17 protein-coding genes are annotated in these 19,334 nt (G+C 47.9%); 5 read left to right on the forward strand and 12 right to left on the reverse strand.

Going from position 1 to position 19,334, the window contains the following annotated elements; all coding sequences use genetic code 11:
• Positions 1-261: 261 nt before the first annotated feature.
• Positions 262-1,236, forward strand: coding sequence for a ring-cleaving dioxygenase (locus tag MKX36_RS21215; protein ID WP_340865600.1), 975 nt, complete (start codon positions 262-264; stop codon positions 1,234-1,236).
• A gap of 159 nt (positions 1,237-1,395) precedes the next feature.
• Here MKX36_RS21215 and MKX36_RS21220 read toward each other — a convergent pair whose 3' ends face one another.
• The 4 genes from MKX36_RS21220 to MKX36_RS21235 form a co-directional block, all read right to left on the reverse strand.
• Entirely contained in the window at positions 1,396-3,093 is a 1,698-nt protein-coding gene (locus MKX36_RS21220) for a M3 family oligoendopeptidase (protein WP_340865601.1), read from the reverse strand.
• 238 nt (positions 3,094-3,331) lie between these two features.
• Positions 3,332-4,141, reverse strand: coding sequence for a bifunctional hydroxymethylpyrimidine kinase/phosphomethylpyrimidine kinase (gene thiD / locus MKX36_RS21225; protein WP_025365872.1), 810 nt, complete (start codon positions 4,139-4,141; stop codon positions 3,332-3,334).
• A 197-nt stretch (positions 4,142-4,338) separates the two neighbouring features.
• On the reverse strand, positions 4,339-5,745 hold the full coding sequence (locus MKX36_RS21230) for a hypothetical protein (RefSeq protein WP_025365873.1): 1,407 nt from the start codon (positions 5,743-5,745) through the stop codon (positions 4,339-4,341).
• 246 nt (positions 5,746-5,991) lie between these two features.
• Entirely contained in the window at positions 5,992-7,899 is a 1,908-nt protein-coding gene (locus tag MKX36_RS21235) for a bifunctional 2',3'-cyclic-nucleotide 2'-phosphodiesterase/3'-nucleotidase (protein ID WP_340865604.1), read from the reverse strand.
• A 254-nt stretch (positions 7,900-8,153) separates the two neighbouring features.
• Here MKX36_RS21235 and MKX36_RS21240 point away from each other — a divergent pair, with 254 nt between their 5' ends.
• The 4 genes from MKX36_RS21240 (at position 8,154) to phnE (MKX36_RS21255) (ending at position 11,639) form a co-directional block, all read left to right on the forward strand.
• Positions 8,154-9,122 (forward strand): phosphate/phosphite/phosphonate ABC transporter substrate-binding protein, encoded by a 969-nt coding sequence (locus MKX36_RS21240; protein ID WP_019688653.1) that lies wholly within the window; start codon positions 8,154-8,156, stop codon positions 9,120-9,122.
• A gap of 101 nt (positions 9,123-9,223) precedes the next feature.
• Positions 9,224-9,994, forward strand: a complete 771-nt coding sequence (phnC, locus tag MKX36_RS21245) for a phosphonate ABC transporter ATP-binding protein (protein WP_023990372.1) — start codon at positions 9,224-9,226, stop codon at positions 9,992-9,994.
• Entirely contained in the window at positions 9,991-10,845 is an 855-nt protein-coding gene (gene phnE, locus MKX36_RS21250; protein WP_340865606.1) for a phosphonate ABC transporter, permease protein PhnE, read from the forward strand. Before phnC ends, phnE (MKX36_RS21250) begins: the two co-directional genes overlap by 4 nt.
• Entirely contained in the window at positions 10,842-11,639 is a 798-nt protein-coding gene (gene phnE / locus MKX36_RS21255) for a phosphonate ABC transporter, permease protein PhnE (protein ID WP_340865608.1), read from the forward strand. The genes phnE (MKX36_RS21250) and phnE (MKX36_RS21255) overlap by 4 nt, the downstream gene beginning before the upstream one ends.
• Before the next feature lie 85 nt (positions 11,640-11,724).
• On the opposite strand, the gene MKX36_RS21260 is transcribed toward phnE (MKX36_RS21255), so the two are convergent.
• The 8 genes from MKX36_RS21260 to MKX36_RS21295 form a co-directional block, all read right to left on the reverse strand.
• A complete protein-coding gene (locus MKX36_RS21260) occupies positions 11,725-12,855 on the reverse strand; it encodes an aminotransferase class V-fold PLP-dependent enzyme (protein ID WP_340865610.1) in 1,131 nt (376 codons plus the stop codon).
• A 162-nt stretch (positions 12,856-13,017) separates the two neighbouring features.
• Complete coding sequence (gene cysW / locus MKX36_RS21265) at positions 13,018-13,893, reverse strand: sulfate ABC transporter permease subunit CysW (RefSeq protein WP_013373166.1); 876 nt, start codon at positions 13,891-13,893, stop codon at positions 13,018-13,020.
• Positions 13,894-13,966: 73 nt separating this feature from the next.
• Positions 13,967-14,800, reverse strand: a complete 834-nt coding sequence (gene cysT / locus MKX36_RS21270; protein ID WP_016820376.1) for a sulfate ABC transporter permease subunit CysT — start codon at positions 14,798-14,800, stop codon at positions 13,967-13,969.
• A gap of 79 nt (positions 14,801-14,879) precedes the next feature.
• Positions 14,880-15,944, reverse strand: coding sequence for a sulfate ABC transporter substrate-binding protein (locus MKX36_RS21275; protein ID WP_017425569.1), 1,065 nt, complete (start codon positions 15,942-15,944; stop codon positions 14,880-14,882).
• Between the two features lie 366 nt (positions 15,945-16,310).
• The gene (locus MKX36_RS21280; protein ID WP_090890935.1) at positions 16,311-16,994 is read right to left on the reverse strand and encodes a hypothetical protein; all 684 of its coding nucleotides are present in this window, start codon (positions 16,992-16,994) and stop codon (positions 16,311-16,313) included.
• Between the two features lie 116 nt (positions 16,995-17,110).
• Positions 17,111-17,611 (reverse strand): hypothetical protein, encoded by a 501-nt coding sequence (locus MKX36_RS21285; RefSeq protein ID WP_090890937.1) that lies wholly within the window; start codon positions 17,609-17,611, stop codon positions 17,111-17,113.
• A gap of 60 nt (positions 17,612-17,671) precedes the next feature.
• Positions 17,672-17,986 (reverse strand): hypothetical protein, encoded by a 315-nt coding sequence (locus MKX36_RS21290; protein WP_016820380.1) that lies wholly within the window; start codon positions 17,984-17,986, stop codon positions 17,672-17,674.
• A 145-nt stretch (positions 17,987-18,131) separates the two neighbouring features.
• Positions 18,132-19,322: an MFS transporter gene (locus MKX36_RS21295; RefSeq protein ID WP_029514361.1), complete on the reverse strand. Its 1,191-nt coding sequence runs from the start codon at positions 19,320-19,322 to the stop codon at positions 18,132-18,134.
• Between the last annotated feature and the right edge of the window lie 12 nt (positions 19,323-19,334).

Genomic DNA, 19,334 nt, shown 5'->3' on the forward strand with positions numbered 1-19,334 from the left:
GCGCACACCCCTTTAAATCATAAAATGCTCATTTCTATGTTAGGTTATATGATCCCTTATTGTATCTGCTTTTGCATTATTTCGAATTCAATTTTTGTCCATCAAGAAACTGTATTGTAGCAAGATCGCAATTCATGTTGACAAACAATCAAAAATAATATATCTTAATATCAAGATAATGAATATAAAGAAAAATTTACGACGACGGTTTATTTTGCTTTGAAAAACCTAATCATATAAAAACCAAGGAGGGTAAATAATATGAAACTGTTAGGATTGCATCACGTTTCGGCGATTACAGCGGCAGCGGCTAAAAATGTTGATTTTTATACTCAGGTATTGGGGCTTCGGTTGATCAAGAAAACGGTGAACCAGGACGATGTTAGTGTGTATCACCTCTTTTACGGAGATGAGCGTGGAACCGCGGGTACGGAAGTCACTTTCTTTGAAATTCCACATGCGGGACAAACGCGTACAGGCAATAACAGTATTTCAGCGCTCTCTCTGCGTGTACCGAACGACAAGGCGTTGAATTATTGGAAAAACCGCTTCGAGCAGCTGGATGTGAAGCATGGCGAAATTATAGATCAAGCAGGACGCTTGGCGCTTTCGTTCGAGGATTTTGAAGGACAACGCTTCTTCCTCGTTTCAGATGAGCATGACAACGGAGTGCGCGGCGGCACGCCTTGGGAGAAAAGCCCTGTCCCAGCAGAATACGGCATTGTTGGACTTGGACCGGTTCATCTGACTATTCCCAAAGCGGAAAATACCATTCTTATTCTTGAACAAGTGATGGGCTTCCGCAAAAAAGGCTCCTACCCTTCCCCTGTTGCCGGACAACCAGATGTAGTTATCTACGAAACAGGTGAAGGCGGTACAGGAACTGAAGTCCATCTGGAAGAGCGCAACGATCTGCCACAAGAGCGACCAGGACGCGGCAGTGTGCATCACGTCGCTTTCCGTGTTGAAACCGAGGAAGAGCTCAAACAGTGGGTAGACCGTATTGGGCAGCTGCAAATTTCCAACTCTGGTTTTGTAGATCGCTTTTATTTCCGTTCCTTGTACTTCCGTGAGCCAAATGGCATTCTGTTTGAATTGGCTACCGATGGACCCGGCTTTGACACCGACGAGGAATTGGAGTTTTTGGGCGAATCTCTGTCACTGCCTCCATTTTTGGAGTCGCGCCGTGCATCGATTGAAGCCAATCTCAAACCACTCAACACCAAACATGAATAAAGTTATATTGGCTCTAAAATGACACAAAGCCGGGACTTCTACATCATGTAGAGGTTCCCGGCTTTTTTCGTGTAATTGCTCTGTTTTCATTTAAAAAAGCATCTCATCTACAAGCTTTCCAGCTTTGAGAGGCAAGCGAAATGCCCTTTTTGGCTGTACTTACAGCTTTTTATCATCCACACTGTTCAGCCATGCTTCAATTTCTCCGATCACAGAGGCGATGCAGCCTTCTTGGAACGGCGAGATCAGTCCAGCCAGCTCAACTAATCCGGTAAAGGATCGGCTTCCTCCGGCACGACACAGCTTCAAATAATCTTCCCACGCTGCCGCTCGGTCTTCGCCCATACGCTTCCAGAACTGGAATGCACATAATTGTGCCAGCGTATAGTCAATATAATAGAACGGAGATTGAAAAATATGTCCCTGCTTGTGCCAGAATCCACCCTTTTCGAGGTATTCGTTGCCTTCATAATCCAGATGCGGTTTATACTTGCGTTCAATGGAACGCCATGCACTTTTACGTTCGGCCGGGGTCCAATCCGGGTGTTCATATACGGCATGCTGGAATTCGTCTACGGCTACGCCGTAAGGCACGAACAGCAACGATGAAGATAGATGTTCAAAGTGATATTTGTCCGTGTCTTCCTCAAAGAACAGCTTCATCCAAGGCCATGCGAAAAACTCCATACTCATCGAATGGATTTCAGCCGCCTCCATGGTTGGCCAATGGTACTCGGGAATTTCAAAATGTCGGCTTTCATAGACCTGGAAGGCATGACCTGCTTCATGTGTCAATACGTCGATATCACCGGATGTCCCATTGAAATTGGAGAAAATAAATGGCGTGCCATATTCGCTCAAAAATGTACAGTAGCCTCCGCTTTGCTTACCCTTTTTGCTGATTAAATCCATCAGTCCACGCTCAACCATAAAACTGAAAAATTCATGTGTTTCCGGTGAAAGCTCCTCATACATACGTGCTCCATTACGAAGAATCCAGTCCGGATCGCCTTTGGGCGTAGGATTTCCTGACAAGAAGTTGAAGCCCTCGTCGTAATAGCGAAGCTGATCTACTCCGATCCGCTCGCGTTGGCGCTCTTTCAGCTTGGTTGCCACAGGAACGATGTGCTTCAGCACCTGCTCGCGGAAATTGGCTACCATCTCTGCATTGTAATCTGTACGTCCCAAGCGGGCATAGCCCAATTCTACGAAATTGTTATAGCCCAGCTTGTGCGCCATGCGTGTGCGTACCTTCACCAATTCATCATAAATCCGGTCCAGCTCGTCCTCATGCTCACTCATAAATTGATATTTGGCCTCGGAGGCCTGTTTGCGGGTCTCGCGATTGGTTGCCATTTCAAAAGGCAGGAGCTGAGACAATGTGCGTTCTTCCCCCTCGAACGGGATCTTCGCTGAGGCAATCAATTGAGCATATTCCGAGGTCAGCTTATTTTCCTGCTGTAAATCCTCAATGATATCCGGGTGGAACGACTTGAGCGCTACCTCGGCAATACTGAAAAGCTGGCTGCCCCATTGGCTCTCCAACTCGGCTCTAAATGGAGAATCTACCAATGCACGGTAGTAATCGGTTACATACTCCTGAATAACCGGCATGAAATCATCAGCGTACTCTTGCTCTGCTTTGTAAAACGCATCTTCCGTATCAATGGAGTGCCGAACTTCCACCAATTGCAATTGCGTTTCCACATTACTGCGCAGCTTGTTAATCGCATGAATAACTTCATTTTGACGTTCTACACTGTCCGCTTCACGAAACTGCTGCAACAGCGTTTTAAACCGCTGTTCAATTTCAGGTTGCTCTGGCCGACTGTAAGCCATTTCGCTGAATAATGTCATTGCTTCATTTCCCCCTTTAATGTAATAAATCTGATGCCTATTATACAGTACGATTAGACCAAACTGGAAGCTGAAATACCAAAATAATACAACCTCAAAAGCCGCAATACCATGTATTGCGGCTTTTGAGCCTAGGCTAACTCCATATATCATAGATGTCGTTATCTAAAGTAACCTCAATATATATACAGTCTGGTGGAGATTTATAAGTCTCCTTCATATGGCAGCCCTTCATGCTTTATTGATTTTGCAAACGATGTGCCACATGCAGGGTCGGACCGACAAATTCATTTAACTTGAAACCACCTTCAATGGCCTGTGTAATGAATTTCTTGGCCTGATCCACAGCTTCACGCACAGTCAGCCCTTGTGCCAAACCAGCCGTTACCGCAGCCGAAGTGGTACAGCCTGCACCGTGGGTAAAGTTGGTTTGTACAACATCCGCTTCAAACCAGTCAAAAGTGATTCCGTCATACAGCAGATCCATCGCTTTACCAGCGCGAATTTTGCCACGGTCCTTGATCAGTACATGCTTAGCACCACGCTCGTGGATAATAGCAGCCGCTTCCTGCATCTGCTCCAGTGTCGTGATCGGTCCATTCTTCGCCAGCTGCGAAGCCTCGAACAAGTTCGGTGTTACCAGGTCAGCGCCAGGAATCAACAATTCCAGCATGGCCTCTGTATTTTCCGGTTGAAGCACTTCATCCGTGCCTTTGCAGACCATAACCGGGTCAATCACAATCCGTTTCAGATCATGCTTTTTCAAGTAGCTGGCCACCAGTTCGATGATATCTACGGAACCCAGCATACCGGTCTTCATTGCATCAAAACCGATACCTTCCAATACAGTACGCAGCTGCGCCTCAACCACGTCCAACGCAACAGGATATACAAGATGGTTCCAGGTTTTAGGTTCCATCGCAACTACGGTAGTCAATACAGTCATGCCATATACGCCAAGCTCCTGGAAGGTTTTCAGGTCCGCCTGAATACCTGCTCCGCCGCTTGTGTCGGAGCCGGCTATCGTTAGTGTTTTGGGAATCGTCATTAGTACATGCTCTCCTTCACTTTCTGTGCTGCATTTATCCTAATCCTGCATGCGAAACTTGTCAACGCGCAAAACGGTCCTTTCCATACGAAAAGTCACAAGAACCAGCAACAGCTAAAAAACGAGAATATCCCCCTTTGAAATGAGAACATCCTCGTAAGTACGTGTTATATGAAGAATTTGAATGAATTTTAGAATTATAAATACCCACCAGCACTGTGATCATAGGCATGGTTTTTTTCGTTTGCCCGTACGCCGAGGCAAAGACTCTGATACAACTGCTGCTGTTCCGGGGTAGCAAAATTTCGATGCTGCTCAAATAAAGCCATACAACCAATGATATGTTCGGTATAGCTGTTATCGACAGACAATTGCAGGCAATGCAGTGTTTGTCCCAAGCCCTTGGGGTAATCGCCTTTTCGAAAATAATATTCCGCATACACCTTGCAAAAAGAAGCAAAACGAAATGCATTAAAGTGCTTGCGATAATGTGTGTCCCATTGCTCCGGTGCAAGCTCCCAGAATCTCTTGAGTTGCTGGTTGAACAGCTCCAGCTCGGCATCTACGAAATAGCCAAACCGGTTCGCCGATTCGAGCAACGTATTCAGGCCTTCCAGTGTCTCATCCGGATGCTCGCGCAGGTAAGTAATATATTCATAGATTGCAGAAGTGTTGCCCATTTTGATTTCAATACAAAGTCGGTTGCCCTGTGCATATACACGATGCAGGTTGACCACTTTCCAACCTTCCTCGTCCAAACCCTCAAACCAGCTCAAATCTGCGTAACCTTCAATCCATTGCTTGGATTCCTCATATCTACCCTGAAACTCATAGCAGCTGGCCTTAAGCAGATGCCCTTGAGCATAGTAATAAACGAGCGGCTTAATCAGCTCCAGGTGCTCATCTCCAAAGCGGTTCCGATTGCGATACAATGCCTGCGCCAACTCTCTTAGCTCGTCCGCATACATTTCCATCTCGGACCATTGCATTTTTAAAGCAAACACTTGAGATAGCATATGTAAGCCTTCCAGTGCATAAATTTCCGGTAGACGACTACGGTACAAATGGAATTGTACAGCAGCCTTCAAGTTCCGTTGGTTATCCTTAATCTGAATCTGGAATATGCGAAAATAGCTAATCGCCAACCGTTCGGAGTGGGTATACTTCTCACTCTCAATGACACAATCATACAAAAGCATGGAGGCTTCATGTCGGCCATCCTCAAACATCGCTTCTGCAGTCTCAAAAATAGCCGGAACATTCGATAAATCGTCCATCAAATAACCAAGCACACTGCGTATACAGTCCAGCTTGTTCAACTCTGAGCAACGAAGAAGAAACGGACGCAGCCTTCTCCAGTGTGGCAAGGAATGAATAAAACACTCATCTACATACATCTCGAACAAAGATCCTTCTTCCAATCCCATCGCCTCAGTAATCAGATCAAGCTGATTAACTGAAATAGGTCGTGGTGGGTTTCGGTTAAGTATACCGCTAAGTGTACCCGGATTTACCTTAGAAGCATCTGCAAAACATTGCATTGAAATGCCTTCACTTTGAATATACTTTTCTATCTCTGCGCGGATCGTGGTGTTTTTTTCCAAAGGGACACCCCCTCAAACGAATGATGGTGACTTTTTCATTACCTTTTAAACCAAAATTTGTTTAATCAAAGTATATGTCTAATTATACGAGAGGTCAATAACTTTAAACACGACTCAGGACATATAAAATCACGAGTTTCGTACGATTTTAAATCTGTTTTATGAAAAAAGACCGTCCTCTGAGAGACAGTCTTTTTCTATTATTTTGATGCTGTGGACTTAGAGGACAATAACTTGCAAAATATTTTAAAATTGACGAAAATCAAGAGCAAACTTAGCGTATCCTTCTGCCGTCAGTCCTTCATAGAGCAATTCAGAATAAGCATGGGCAACATTCGTTGCTTGCGGCGAGGTTAGGAAGGTCACATGTGGACGACCCGACCATGGGGCGAGGGACCAATGACCGTCGGCCTTTGGCGTCAACGTCTTCATATGCCGCACATACTCAGTCAGCACATGTCGGTTCTCATCCGGGGAAGCCAGTATAATTCGCTCTCCACCCGGATTAACCAGCGCAGAGGAGAATGCGCGATAGTTATTCGTAACAACCAGATAACTCCGCTGCATATCCATTGGTTCCCCTTCAAAAGACATATGAACGATTCTGTGCGCTTCTAGGTCCTTTAATTCCCCGCCAGCATCATATCTGGCTGGCTGTGTTACATCAATCTGATACGTGATGCCATCGATGATATCGAAATTAAAGCTTGGAAAATCAGAATTAATCAGCTCTTGCTCCTCCTTTGCCGAAGGGTCAATTTGCCTGAATTGACCGGCCGACCACTCAAGCCATTCCCGAATTTCTGCCCCGCTCAGTCGAACGACATGCAGCGTATTCGGAAAATTGTACAGGTCAGCGATATGCTTGATCGCCAGCGTCCCTGCGGGAATATCGGTATAATACGCCGGACCATATCTGCCACCTGTTTTAAAAGGAGCTGCTGCCGACAGAACGGGCAACCCTTCATACTCGCCCCCTTGTAGCTGCTGTTTCACATACCAAATTTGCGCATCATTCACGAGCTGAACCGAAGCATCATCCATCACCTGGGCAAAAAAGCTGTTCACTGCTACTGTCGTTTGACCTACAGGTGCACGGATGTAATCTAGGGTTCCCGCATGTTCAGCTGCTACCGCCTGCTGGATAGCAGTATCGGGTTGGACGAGGGCTTCCTTGCGTATCGGGTCATACACCGGGCGTACCTCGGCAGCAGATGCAGTCACTTGCCACTTCCCTCCCATAAGGGCCAGATCCAGATCAATAATACCCAGATGATCTCCCCAGAAGCCCGGCTCTACTGCTGGAATGCCATGGATGGTGCCCTGCTCTGTATCCACACCTGTCATACCTAAGAACGAAGGGCCGGGAAATACTTTATGGGCATGACCAAACACAATGGCATCGATCCCTTCCACCCTGCTCAGATGCAGCACCGCATTTTCCATATTGGGAATTTCGGGAGTATCCTCAAAACCCGCATGGGGCATCGCAATGATGAGATCGGCTCCCGCCGCCTGCATTTCCGGAATAAACCGTCTGGCGGTTTCCAGCATATCTTTGACGATAAGTTTCCCTTCCAACCACGCCTTGTCCCATTGCATAATTTGCGGAGGCACAAAGCCGATGACCCCCACCTTCAGCAGATGCTTACGGCCTGCTTCATCCTCAACCGTCTTATCCAGCAATAGATAAGGCGTGAAGTAGTTTTGTTCTTCCTCTCCCGCTATATAAATGTTGGCATTCACATAAGGAAACTGTGCTCCTTGAAGGCAAGTCTGCAAATATTCCAACCCATAGTTAAATTCATGATTACCAATACTGCCTGCCTCATACCCCAGCAGATTCATGGCTTTATAGGCGGGATGCACCTCGCTTGGGTCCTGTTGGAGCCGCTGTACAGCATAATCTCCCATCGGATTTCCCTGAATCACATCTCCGTTATCCAGCAGCAGGTGATTGGGCACCTCTGCCCGAGCCGTGTGAATCAGACTAGCGGTTTGCGCCAGACCGTAATGCAGCGTTTCCTGATCTGTATAATAATCATAATTCCACAAGCTGACATGCAGATCGGTTGTAACCATAATGCGGAATTTCGCCCTCACAGCACCTGCATTTTCCTGCTCTGTCTTATCATTAATGTCCAAATTATCCAATCTTGTTCTCTCCCTCAGCTTCGGTCATAGAGCTTGAACAAGTCTAACAGAGCACTGTTAAGAGAATGTTAAAAGATGCAATTCGTATAAATACCGCTTATGGTCTCTAGCAAATGATAAATTTTACATCATTTTTACCAAAGTCAGGAGTGGTTTTTACCCTAGCTGCAGGACTAGCTGTTAAGATTTGGTTTGTCACTGAATTTACAGGTTTTTTAAATTTTCGTTATTACGATGTTTAGGGGGAAATTATTTTGTTCAAAAAAGCACTGACCTTGTGCATGACCTTCACACTGGCAGCGGGTTTAGCCGCTTGTGGCTCAAATGCAAGCAATAACAACAGCGCCTCCACTCCGGGTACAGATGGCTCTAAAAACGAAAGCACAGCCTATGTCCCTAAGGAGCTAAAGGTACAATTCGTTCCTTCTCAGAATGCAGATACCCTCGAAGCCAAGGCAAAACCGCTCGAAAAGCTGCTGGGGGACAAGCTCGGAATCCCGGTAAAAGTAACCGTATCTCCTGATTACAATACGATTGTGGAAGCCATGTCTTCCAAACAGGTCGATGTAGGATTCCTTCCGCCGAACGCTTATGTACTGGCACACGATAACCGTAAAGCGGCCGACTTGCTCCTGCAAGCTCAACGATATGGCATTGAAGATGCTACAGGCAAGGACACGACTGAAAAAGTAAACTTTTATAAAGCAATGATCGTGGTGAAAAAGGATTCTCCGATTCAAAGTCTGGCTGATCTGAAAGGCAAGAAGGTTGGCTGGCAAAATGTAACCTCCTCCGCAGGCTATGTGTACCCCGCAGCAGAGCTGAAAAAAGCTGGCGTGGACCCGGACACAGATGTGCAGGGTGTGACGATCAAAGGCCACGACGCTGCTATTCTGGCGCTGCTGAACGGTCAGGTTGATGCTGTCGCTGTTTTCCAGGATGCACGTAACACAGTGAAGAAGGAAATCCCGGACGTATTTGAAAAGACACGTGTCATTCATTACACAGCTAAAATTCCAAATGACACCGTCAGCGTACGTTCCGATATGGATCAAACGTGGAGAGACAAAATCGCCCAAGCCTTTATGGACATTGCCAACGATCCTGAAGGCGGCGAAATCATTAAAGAAATTTACACCCATGTAGGTTATGAGAAGGGCGACGATAAAAACTTCGATTCTGTGCGTGAATACGCCGAAGCCGTCGGCCAAGCGGTAAAGTAACAGCTACGAAACAGGCTTTACGAATGACAGGGCAGCACCGTCCATGTATTCATGGCGGTGTTGTTTTCATTCCACCCCATCGGGGAGAAAGTTGGGAGCATATGATTGAATTTCGAAACGTATCGAAAACATACCCGAACGGCACCAAAGGGTTGAATAATATTAATTTGACGATTCAAGAGGGAGAGATGGTTGTCATAGTCGGCTTATCTGGTGCAGGTAAGTCCACCCTGCTGCGTTCCATTAACCGACTGCATGACATTACGTCCGGCGACATCGTTGTAGGTGGCAGGTCTGTCACGTCTGCTGGAAGCAGCGAGCTGCGGCGCATTCGCCGTGATATCGGCATGATCTTTCAAAGCTTCAATCTGGTTAAGCGTTCGACGGTGCTTCGCAACGTACTTTCGGGCCGCGTCGGTTATCATTCGACGCTGCGGACCATTCTTGGTCTCTTCCCGAAGGAAGACATCGAACTGGCACTAACGGCGCTGGAACGCGTAAATATCCGCGAAAAAGCCTACAGCCGAGCCGATGAGCTGTCCGGTGGCCAACAGCAGCGTGTATCCATCGCACGTGCTCTGGCGCAGGAGGCTAAAATCATTCTGGCGGACGAGCCTGTCGCGTCGCTTGATCCGCTGACCACCCGCCAGGTGATGGACGATCTCCAGCGAATCAACCGGGAAATGCAGATTACGACCATTGTCAATCTGCATTTCATTGATCTGGCGCGCGAATATGCAACACGGATCATCGGCTTACGCGCGGGAGAGGTCGTCTTTGACGGCACACCGGAGGAGGCTACGGATGAAGCCTTTGCGGAGATCTACGGCCGGGCCATCAAGCATGATGAACTGCTGGGAGTGGGATCATGAAGCCCGACTCTACTGCCCAGCCGCTCTCTTCGACGCAACCGTCACCATCTGCCGGACCGCCCCAGCCAGGCAAGCCGTCCGCAGGGCCACCTTTGCCAGGACGCTATAAGCGTTACGCTACCTGGATGATTTTTATCGTAGTGCTGGTAGCCTGCTCCATTCATACGGATGCCACGCCTTACCAATTGATCGTTGGCTTACCGGAGATGGGCAAATTGCTGGAAGAAATGTTTCCTCCTGATTGGAGTTACCTGCCTATCATCTGGAAACCGATGCTGGAAACGATCCAGATCGCTATTGTCGGCACGACACTGGGAGCCATATTGGCAATCCCTGTCGCGTTGCTGTGCGCCTATAATGTGATGCCGCGCAAGCTGATCTCGCTGCCGATGCGCACGATCCTGAACCTGGTACGGACGATTCCCGATTTGCTGTTTGCCTCGATCTTTGTGGCCGTATTCGGCATCGGACCGTTTGCAGGGATGCTCGCCCTGCTGTTCTTCTCCTTCGGGATCATCGCCAAGCTGACCTTTGAGGCGATTGAAGCCATTGATCCAGGGCCACTGGAGGCCATGACCGCTGTTGGTGCGAGCCGCATTCAAGTCATCGCCTTTGGTGTGGTTCCGCAGGCACTGCCTTATTTTGTGTCGTATTTGCTATACACCTTTGAGGTTAATGTGCGCGCAGCTTCTGTTCTGGGGCTCGTCGGCGCTGGCGGCATCGGTCTGCTGCTTGACCGTTCCCTTGGGCTGTTCCGATATGACCGGGCAAGCATTATTATTCTACTGACCCTCGTCATCGTCCTTGCGATTGATTACGGCAGTAACCTGCTACGGAGGAAATTATTATGAATGATCCTACGCTTCGCAGACCTATTGGCTCCCGCCTGCGCTTTTGGGCGTTAGCTATTCTGCTAATTATCATTTACATTTGGGCTTTTCGCGGGATGCAGTTTGAAGGATTACAAGGGACGGCCAAAAGCGTCTCTGTCGCAATATTGGACGGCTTTCTTCATCCCGACTGGTCATTTGTCTACATCCCTGAGGGGGAGGACTTGCTGCGTGGGTTGCTGGATACACTGGTCATTTCAGTGCTCGGAACCTTCGTATCCGCATTTGTCTGTCTTCCGTTTGCCTTTTGGGCATCGAGCAATATGACCCGTCTACGCCCCTTATCAGGCAGCGGGAAGTTTGTACTTAGTGTCATTCGGGTATTTCCCGAAATGATCGTCGCCATTCTATTCATTAAAGCCGTAGGTCCCGGCTCGTTTGCAGGTGTGCTTGCCCTCGGCATTCACTCCATCGGCATGCTGGCCAAGCTTTTCTCAGAAACGATTGAAAGTGTCGATCACGGGCCGCAGGAAGCTTTGATCGCATGCGGTGCCAACCGTTGGCAGGTCATTTTCTTCGCTGTGCTGCCACAGGTGATTCCACAGTTTCTTTCCTATTCGCTCTATCGTTTTGAAATTAACATCCGGTCCGCAACCACGCTCGGCCTGGTTGGTGCAGGTGGTATTGGGACTCCGCTGCTGTTTGCACTCCAAATGCGCAACTGGAACCGTGTAGGCATCATTTTACTCGGCATTGTAGTCTTAATCATTTTGACGGATCTGGTATCTGGCTGGCTGCGCAAACGGGTTGTATAATTAAACATCTCTATCCCAACAAAAGCCTCTCCTGTGTAAAAGGGAAATGCTATGCTCCCATTGACTCGGAAGAGGCTTTTGCTGTTCAACAACCCCCACCTAGTTCATCTAGGACCCGCCGGACTTCCTCTGCCGTATTGTAAAAATGCGGAGCCACACGAATAACATCCTTTCGTGCTGACACAATCATATTTCGGCTCCGCAAGCGCCTCTCTACCGCCGACACATCGGCTACTTCAACAGCGAGCAGACTTGGTATAGTGCCTCCTCCATCAGGTATACGTATGTGTAACCCTTTGCTGCATCCATATTCAACAGAAAAGTCCAACAGCTCATTCATATAGGTCTGAATGTTCGTAACCCCAATTTCCAGCAGTAGCTTTAAGGCTGCATTGGCGGCAAAAATGCTAATGAAGGAAGGTAATCCTGTCTCAAAGCGCCGGGCTCCTGCCGCCGGAACCGGATGAGCAATATCAAACCGGGAGGCTGACTCCTGTCCAAGCCAGCCCGTAAGACGGGGCTTGAAGCGTTCTATTCGCTCCTTACTTATATAAAGAAAAGCCACTCCCGGTATCCCCAGCATATATTTGCGTGCTCCCGCGACCAGCATATCTATGCCCATCGCCTTTACGTCTATCGGAATCATTCCTGCAGACTGATAGGCATCGACGAATAGTAACGCCTGATTTCGATGAGCTATATGTGCAATGGATTTGAGATCCTGCTGAAATCCGTTGGTATAATTCACATGGGATACCATAATGAGCGCAGTATTCTCCGTAACATGCTCCTCATACTGCTCTAGGGTCACTTCTCCCTCCGTAGAAGGGATACAGCAAATATGATCACGGAACATCTCCTGTGCCTGCCAGATGTGGCCCACCGTCGGAAAGTCGGTGTCTGCATACACAATCCCTTCTTTTCCCGGTACATAAGGAAGGGCAGTGGCCACGCCAGCAATTGCCTCAGAAGCTGAAGACAGCACCGCAATTTCGTCAGGCTCCGCCCCGATGAGCTTGGCAAAATGTCCTCTTGCCTCCTCCAACCGTGCCATAGATAGGTCGCCGTTATGACCGTGTTGCAGCAAGCTTCGATGATATTCCTCAATGGCAGCGGAAACCGGTCTCGATATCGCCCCCTGGGAACAGCTTCCTACATGGATATGTGAGGACAGCACCGGAAACAACTGACGGTAGGACTGAAACGGATGTTTCATATTTCCCTTCGCTCCTCCTGGGCACACCAACGTGCCTTGATATGATCATTTTATTATCCATATAAGCCACCTTAGAACAAGGGCCTCTCTTCCCATCTTCTCGCCGTTAACAGACGATAGACACAAAGAGAGGCCCTGTTGGATCATATACACAATTATTAATTAATGCACGCGTTTGCGTCCAAACCAGCTTTTAAGCACCAAGGTTGCCAAAGCAAGTAGCAGCAACAACGAGGCCACCGCAAAAGATGCCGAGAACTGATACTCGTTATACAAAATCTCCACATGCAGCGGAAGTGTATTCGTCTCGCCCCGAATATGTCCCGAGACGACGGACACTGCACCAAACTCGCCCATGGCTCTCGCATTACACAGAATAATGCCGTACAGCAAACCCCATTTGATATTCGGCAGCGTCACTTTCCAGAAAATGCGCCAGCCGCGTGCGCCCAGTGTGACCGCCGCTTCCTCCTCCTGCTGCCCCTGATCTTCCATCAGCGGAATAAGCTCGCGCGCCACAAAAGGAAATGTAATGAACAGCGTTGCCAAAATAATGCCTGGCAAAGCAAATATAATTTTAATATCATGCTCGTCCAGCCACGGCCCAAGCCAGCCCTGTGCGCCAAACACTAATACATACATCAGTCCTCCGACGACAGGCGAGATCGCAAAGGGTAAATCAATCAAGGTGACCAGCACACCTTTACCGCGAAAATGAAATTTTGTGATCAGCCAGGCGGCCGCTACACCAAATACCGTATTCAGCGGAACCGTTATCGCTGCCACCAGCAGCGTCAAACGCAATGCGGACATGGCATCCGGGTCCCGTAGCGCTTCAACGTATACGCTCCATCCCTGCTTGAGTGCTTCGGTAAGCACGACGATTAGCGGCAATACCAACACCCAGAGCAAAGCTAAAAAAGCAGCACCAATGAGCGTCCACTTGACCCAAGGGGCTTCGGTTGTAACCCTATTGGGCGGTGCGGATGAAGGCACTGGTGCAGAAGCAAGCTCCTGCCCAGTTATCGCTTGTGACATGATGTATCCCTCCTTGAACACGGGGTTAATGCGCAGACCTCTGCTGTCTGCATGCTAACGTTAGACAGTTGCGTTAGACTGCACGGCGCCGTGACCAGCGCTGAAAACTGTTAATCACGAATAACAGTACGAACGAAATGACCAACAGCATCAATGCCACCGCCGTAGCCCCTGCGTAGTCATTTTGCTCCAGCTTGGACATAATGAGCAGCGGAGCAATCTCGGTCTTCATCGGCATATTGCCAGAAATGAAGACGACAGATCCGTACTCGCCAATGCCGCGGGCAAAGGCAAGCGCAAAACCCGTCAGCAGCGGGGGTACCAGCTCCGGCACAATAACGCTGCGGAAGGTACGCCATCTGCCCGCTCCCAGCGTAGCAGCCACCTCTTCCTCATCCTTGTCCAGCTCCTCCAGCACCGGCTGAACTGTCCGTACGACGAACGGAATGCCAATAAACATCAACGCGAGCGTAATCCCTGTCTGTGAGTATGCCATTTTCCACCCAAGCGGTTCGAACAGTGAGCCGATCCAGCCGTTCTGTGCATATAGAGCGGTCAACGCAACCCCTGCCACCGCCGTGGGCAATGCAAAGGGCAGATCGATGACCGCATCAAACATTCGTTTCCCTGGAAACTCATAACGCACCAGTACCCAGGCGATCAATAAACCGAGAAACAGATCGATCAGCGCCGCGGCTGCGGCACACAAAAAGCTCACCTTGTAGGAAGCCAGCACTCTGGCATCCGTCGCCACGTCCCAAAATTTCTCCCACGTCAGCCCGGTTGAATTCAGGAGCAGTGCTGATAATGGCACCAGCACCACCAGACTGAGATACAGCACACTATAACCCATCGTTAACCCGAAACCGGGAAGTACGCGTTTTCGGGTGGCTTGCATTTGACTCATGTTCTGTCCATCCCTCTCTGCATCCTTTGACTATGGCACTCGCGCCAACTGATCCTCTCGCCTTTACACTTCACTTATGTTATGAACTACCAGGTACATAAATCTGGTCAAAAATCCCCTTGTCGCTAAAATGCTTTTGCTGTGTCTCTTTCCATGTTCCGAATACATCCTTCAAGGTTACAAGCTCCAGATTAGGAAATTGATCCTTGAACTTTGCCGTCACACTTTCTAATGTTGGGCGATAATAATTTTCAGCAGCAATGGTCTGCCCTTCTTCACTGTACAAATATTTCAGGTATGCGTCCGCCACCTCGCGTGTACCTTTTTTATCTACCACTTTATCGACCACCGCTACCGGAGGTTCAGCCAAAATACTGATCGACGGATATACGATATCGAATTTATCCGCACCTAGCTCCTTCACAGACAGCAGTGCTTCATTTTCCCAAGCGATCAGCACATCGCCAATTCCACGCTCTACGAAAGTCGTCGTCGCTCCACGCGCTCCGCTATCCAATACCGGCACATGCTTATACAGCTCCTGTACAAACTGCTGGGCTTTGGCTTCATCGTTGTTGTTCTTTTTGAGCGCATAGGCCCAGGCTGCAAGATAGTTCCAGCGGGCTCCACCCGAGGTTTTAGGGTTCGGTGTAATGACCTGTACATCGCCGCGGACTAGATCATCCCAGTCCTTGATCCCCTTCGGGTTCCCTTTACGTACCAATAACACGATGGTTGAGGTGTATGGGGAACTGTTATGCTCATATTTACTTTGCCATCCTTCTTTAACAAGCCCTTTCTCCTGTAACGCATCAATATCATAGCCCAGGGCCAATGTAACCACGTCTGCATCCAGCCCGTCCTGCACAGAGCGGCTTTGCTTGCCAGATCCCCCGTGGGATTGCTTGATTGTAACCTTCTGTCCTTTCTCCTTCTCCCAATGGGCGGCAAACGCTTTATTATATGCCTCATACAACTCACGGGTCGGATCATAAGAAACATTGAGCAACTCCACGTCCTTGGAGCCGGAAGCAGAGCTACCATCCGCTTGCGTCCCTTCCTTGCTTGCCCCGCAAGCACTTAGCACCATCGTTAAAACCAAAGATAGTCCGAGAATAAGTCCAGTTTTATAATTCCTCTTCATCAAGACACCCCTCATTCTATGTAATTTGTAAATACCCATTCATTTACGCCTGTTATTTACAGACATAATCAAAAAAAAGGGCGGAGAATTCCCTGATGCAGCCCTGATAGGTCAAACCTGTCGCTTGGACAGTGTCTGCCTGCTGTTCCTAGAGGTTCTCCGCCAGAATGGCGAGGTTATACTTTAATACTTTAATTCCTACCTGTTTAATGAGTTATATGGATATAATACGAGAGTTTATGAGGGATGTCAAACCTTTTTTTGGAATGGGATGATCTATAAATTGCTTTCTTCAAGGGGGGACAGTCAGAAACATGGTATACGTTTCCGACCGCCTAGAGGGCATGGGCACACGTGGAATACGACTTAGTTGGCTACCGTTTCAAGATTAATTGAAAAGACTCCAAAATGCTTCGGATTGTCCGTAGCTCTTCTCAGCCACAGCTCACCCGATCCCACCATAACTCCCTGATAATTAACAAACAACTCATCTGTCTTTTGGTTCACTAGCGCTTCACGAATCGCGTCCGTAAAAATCTGATCATATTTAGCCAGAAAATCTTTTTTGTTCGGAATCGTTAGCGACTTTTCACTATCATTGACACGCAGAGGGTACAAAATAAAATTGGCTACCTTCTCCTTATCATTGTCGGCAACAGCCTTCTGCAACGCTTTGAATGTGTTCAAAAATGCTTTAGGATCTTGAATACCTGCTACCTCAAAAGGATTTTGAGATGTATTGGAGGCTGCCGGAGCAGAAGATGTATCCTTTGAAGGAGCTGGGACGGAAGGAGCTGACTTTTTCGCATCAGTACCGCTGTTTTCTGCACTCTCGCTCTCTTTAGCTGCTTTGTCATTTTGTGCTGAATCGCTCTGATTGCCTCCAGCACTGTTCTCGATCATGCTTGTACTGCTTCCAGTATCACTCGGTTCAGCATTATTATCCTGGCCGCAGCCAGTAAGAGCTACAAATGTAAGTGTAAGTAAAATGGCTGTAAGTGACAGCCTCCGTGACATTTTGTGATTATCGGATTCATGTTTTTTGGGCACAACGGGTCATCCTTTCTGCTTTCTACTCTGACCTATTCTGTTCATTAAGTCTTCAACCGTTCTATTGTAACATAAGTAGACTAATGACCGCATGTCGTGCCCATTCTGGAAGGAGCTTACAGTGTAATATATGCGAAGGTTTTGATGTCTCCTCGTGATCCGTCGTCCGTACTTACTTTCAAAATCAGCTCTTTCAAGGAGCCATTTGCAGCCTCATTCTGCCCCTCTGGCTTGATAAACAGCAGATCGTGGCGTTCTCCCGGCTGTAACGTTCGGCTAGAAAAGCCGCTCGTTGTGCCTTGCAAGTCTGATCCATTCGAACTGTTGAGCTTGTATCGTACGGGTTGCCTTCCTGTATTCTTGATACTGATATACAGTTTGCGCCCCTCTTCAAATCTAAATTCTGTTTGTCCTTGTCCTCCAAATTGCATTCTTTGGTCATGTACGATACGCTTCGCTGCTTCCCCTTGCTTATTCTGCATGCTAAGCGGAGCTGTCTGGTGCGTGGCACCCGTCGTTGATGTAGTATAGGTGTTCGTCGAAACGCTCATATTGGCCAAAGCGACATAGCCTACGATCACCCCCGCCACACCCATCCAAACCCATTTTTCCACCATTTCATGTCCCTCCTTCACAAAATATACTGAAGCTATGCTGTATGAAGTCAGTTGTCACCGTCAGGAAAACAGGCTGGACGCCGCATGCTTTAATACTCTTCCAGCCTCAGGCGTGCATTGGTACTGGTAAAAGGTTCCGGCTGTGTAGGCAATGGAATGCTTTCCCCTTATTTCCTCATAGGAGTGCGTGGACAGCAAAAAAGGATTCAATTGCTGTAACAATTTCTCGAACAAAACATCCTTGTCGGCGACTCCATTGTCATCCTCAGTTACCCAGTTATGTACGCCTAGCATAAATGTATCTGCCCGTTCCATAGCATAATCAATCAGTCTTTCATAAGCTGTCCCACGAACATCGCTGTATAATCGGAACATGTCTCTCCTCCTCTGTGCTGTCCTGCACCCTAACAATAAAAAAAGCCAAACTCATATCTATTATGAGTCTGGCTGTCATATTTTTCAAACTCGTTCATAGGAATCCATACGGTGGCTCTCTATCTAGATCATCCATATTAGTAGATTACACGTTCAACGTGTTACGGGACTTTTTCTTATCCAGCACACTATACACCACAAAGATAATTAAATAAGCCGCAATCAGCAAAGTGGAAAATAGATACATTGTTTTATAAGAGGTTAATCCGGCAATCATCCCTAGAATCAAAGAACCGCCACCAATCCCCAAATCGAAAAAATTATAAAAGGAGCCTACAGCGTCCTCTCGCTCATCTTCTCCGACTACACTGATAGCCCAAGCCTGTAAAGCTGGAAAAATAGCACCAAAACTCAAACCATACAGCACAGCAGCAACCAAAAATTGTAGCTCGGTCCGTGATGAAGCCACCATAACGATGGCGACGATAAGCACAATTCCTGCGGGGATCAAGATATAAGCTGGACCTTTAGTATCAAAAATCCTACCGGACACCAGCCGAACGAGGAAGCTTGCCATTGCCACCGTAAAGAAGAACCAGGCCGCATTTGTAAAACCCTGCTCCTTGGCAAATAAGGCCACGAAAGACATCACTCCCCCTGCCACCACGCCAATTAGCAGCACAAGACCAGATTGCAGCAGCACTCTTTTTTCAAATAATTTAAAGGGAACCTTCTTTTTGTCCTTTGCTGTATCTGCCGTCGTGGGGTTCGCAGAACGGCGACGAACCAATATGCTCATCACAAGCGACAGCAGCAAAATTATAGCTCCCGTGGAAAATAGCCCGCTAAAACCTGCCGCATGAAGCATCCATATGCCGAGCAGGGGGCCGACTGAAATCGCTATGGTTTCACCTACGCCAAAGTAGCCCATTCCTTCCCCCATACGATGAGGAGGCAAATCATCTGATGCTGAGGTAGCATACAATGTGCTCGCAATACCGAATCCAAAACCATGTACTAGCCGAAAGACTAACAGCAATACCAAACTGGTGGAAAGCATGTAGCTTCCTGTTGCCAGCATACAAATCACAACTCCAATAATCAGTACATATTTCTTGTCCAAAAGCTGGATCAGTGTGCCGGAGAATGGACGAATCAATATAGCTGAGCACATAAACACGCCTGTCACCAAGCCAATCTGTGACGGACTGCCGCCAAGACTTTCCACAAACAGTGGCAACGTGGGCATAAGCATTTCAAATGCCATAAATAATAGAGCGTTGGATATCATCAAAAATATAAAATTTCTGGACCAAAAGGTTTCTTTCATAGACACAACTCTCTTCCC

This window comes from Paenibacillus sp. FSL W8-0439, assembly GCF_038008995.1.
Classification (GTDB): Bacteria; Bacillota; Bacilli; order Paenibacillales; family Paenibacillaceae; genus Paenibacillus; species Paenibacillus polymyxa.

Coding starts and splice junctions, on each gene's coding strand:
- cysW (WP_013373166.1), bottom strand. CDS start 13,893: ATGTCACAAGCGATAACTGGGCAGGAGCTTGCTTCTGCACCAGTGCCT.
- phnE (WP_340865608.1), top strand. CDS start 10,842: ATGAATGATCCTACGCTTCGCAGACCTATTGGCTCCCGCCTGCGCTTT.
- MKX36_RS21220 (WP_340865601.1), bottom strand. CDS start 3,093: ATGACATTATTCAGCGAAATGGCTTACAGTCGGCCAGAGCAACCTGAA.
- MKX36_RS21215 (WP_340865600.1), top strand. CDS start 262: ATGAAACTGTTAGGATTGCATCACGTTTCGGCGATTACAGCGGCAGCG.
- MKX36_RS21275 (WP_017425569.1), bottom strand. CDS start 15,944: ATGAAGAGGAATTATAAAACTGGACTTATTCTCGGACTATCTTTGGTT.
- MKX36_RS21260 (WP_340865610.1), bottom strand. CDS start 12,855: ATGAAACATCCGTTTCAGTCCTACCGTCAGTTGTTTCCGGTGCTGTCC.
- cysT (WP_016820376.1), bottom strand. CDS start 14,800: ATGAGTCAAATGCAAGCCACCCGAAAACGCGTACTTCCCGGTTTCGGG.
- MKX36_RS21290 (WP_016820380.1), bottom strand. CDS start 17,986: ATGTTCCGATTATACAGCGATGTTCGTGGGACAGCTTATGAAAGACTG.
- phnC (WP_023990372.1), top strand. CDS start 9,224: ATGATTGAATTTCGAAACGTATCGAAAACATACCCGAACGGCACCAAA.
- phnE (WP_340865606.1), top strand. CDS start 9,991: ATGAAGCCCGACTCTACTGCCCAGCCGCTCTCTTCGACGCAACCGTCA.
- MKX36_RS21285 (WP_090890937.1), bottom strand. CDS start 17,611: ATGGTGGAAAAATGGGTTTGGATGGGTGTGGCGGGGGTGATCGTAGGC.
- thiD (WP_025365872.1), bottom strand. CDS start 4,141: ATGACGATTCCCAAAACACTAACGATAGCCGGCTCCGACACAAGCGGC.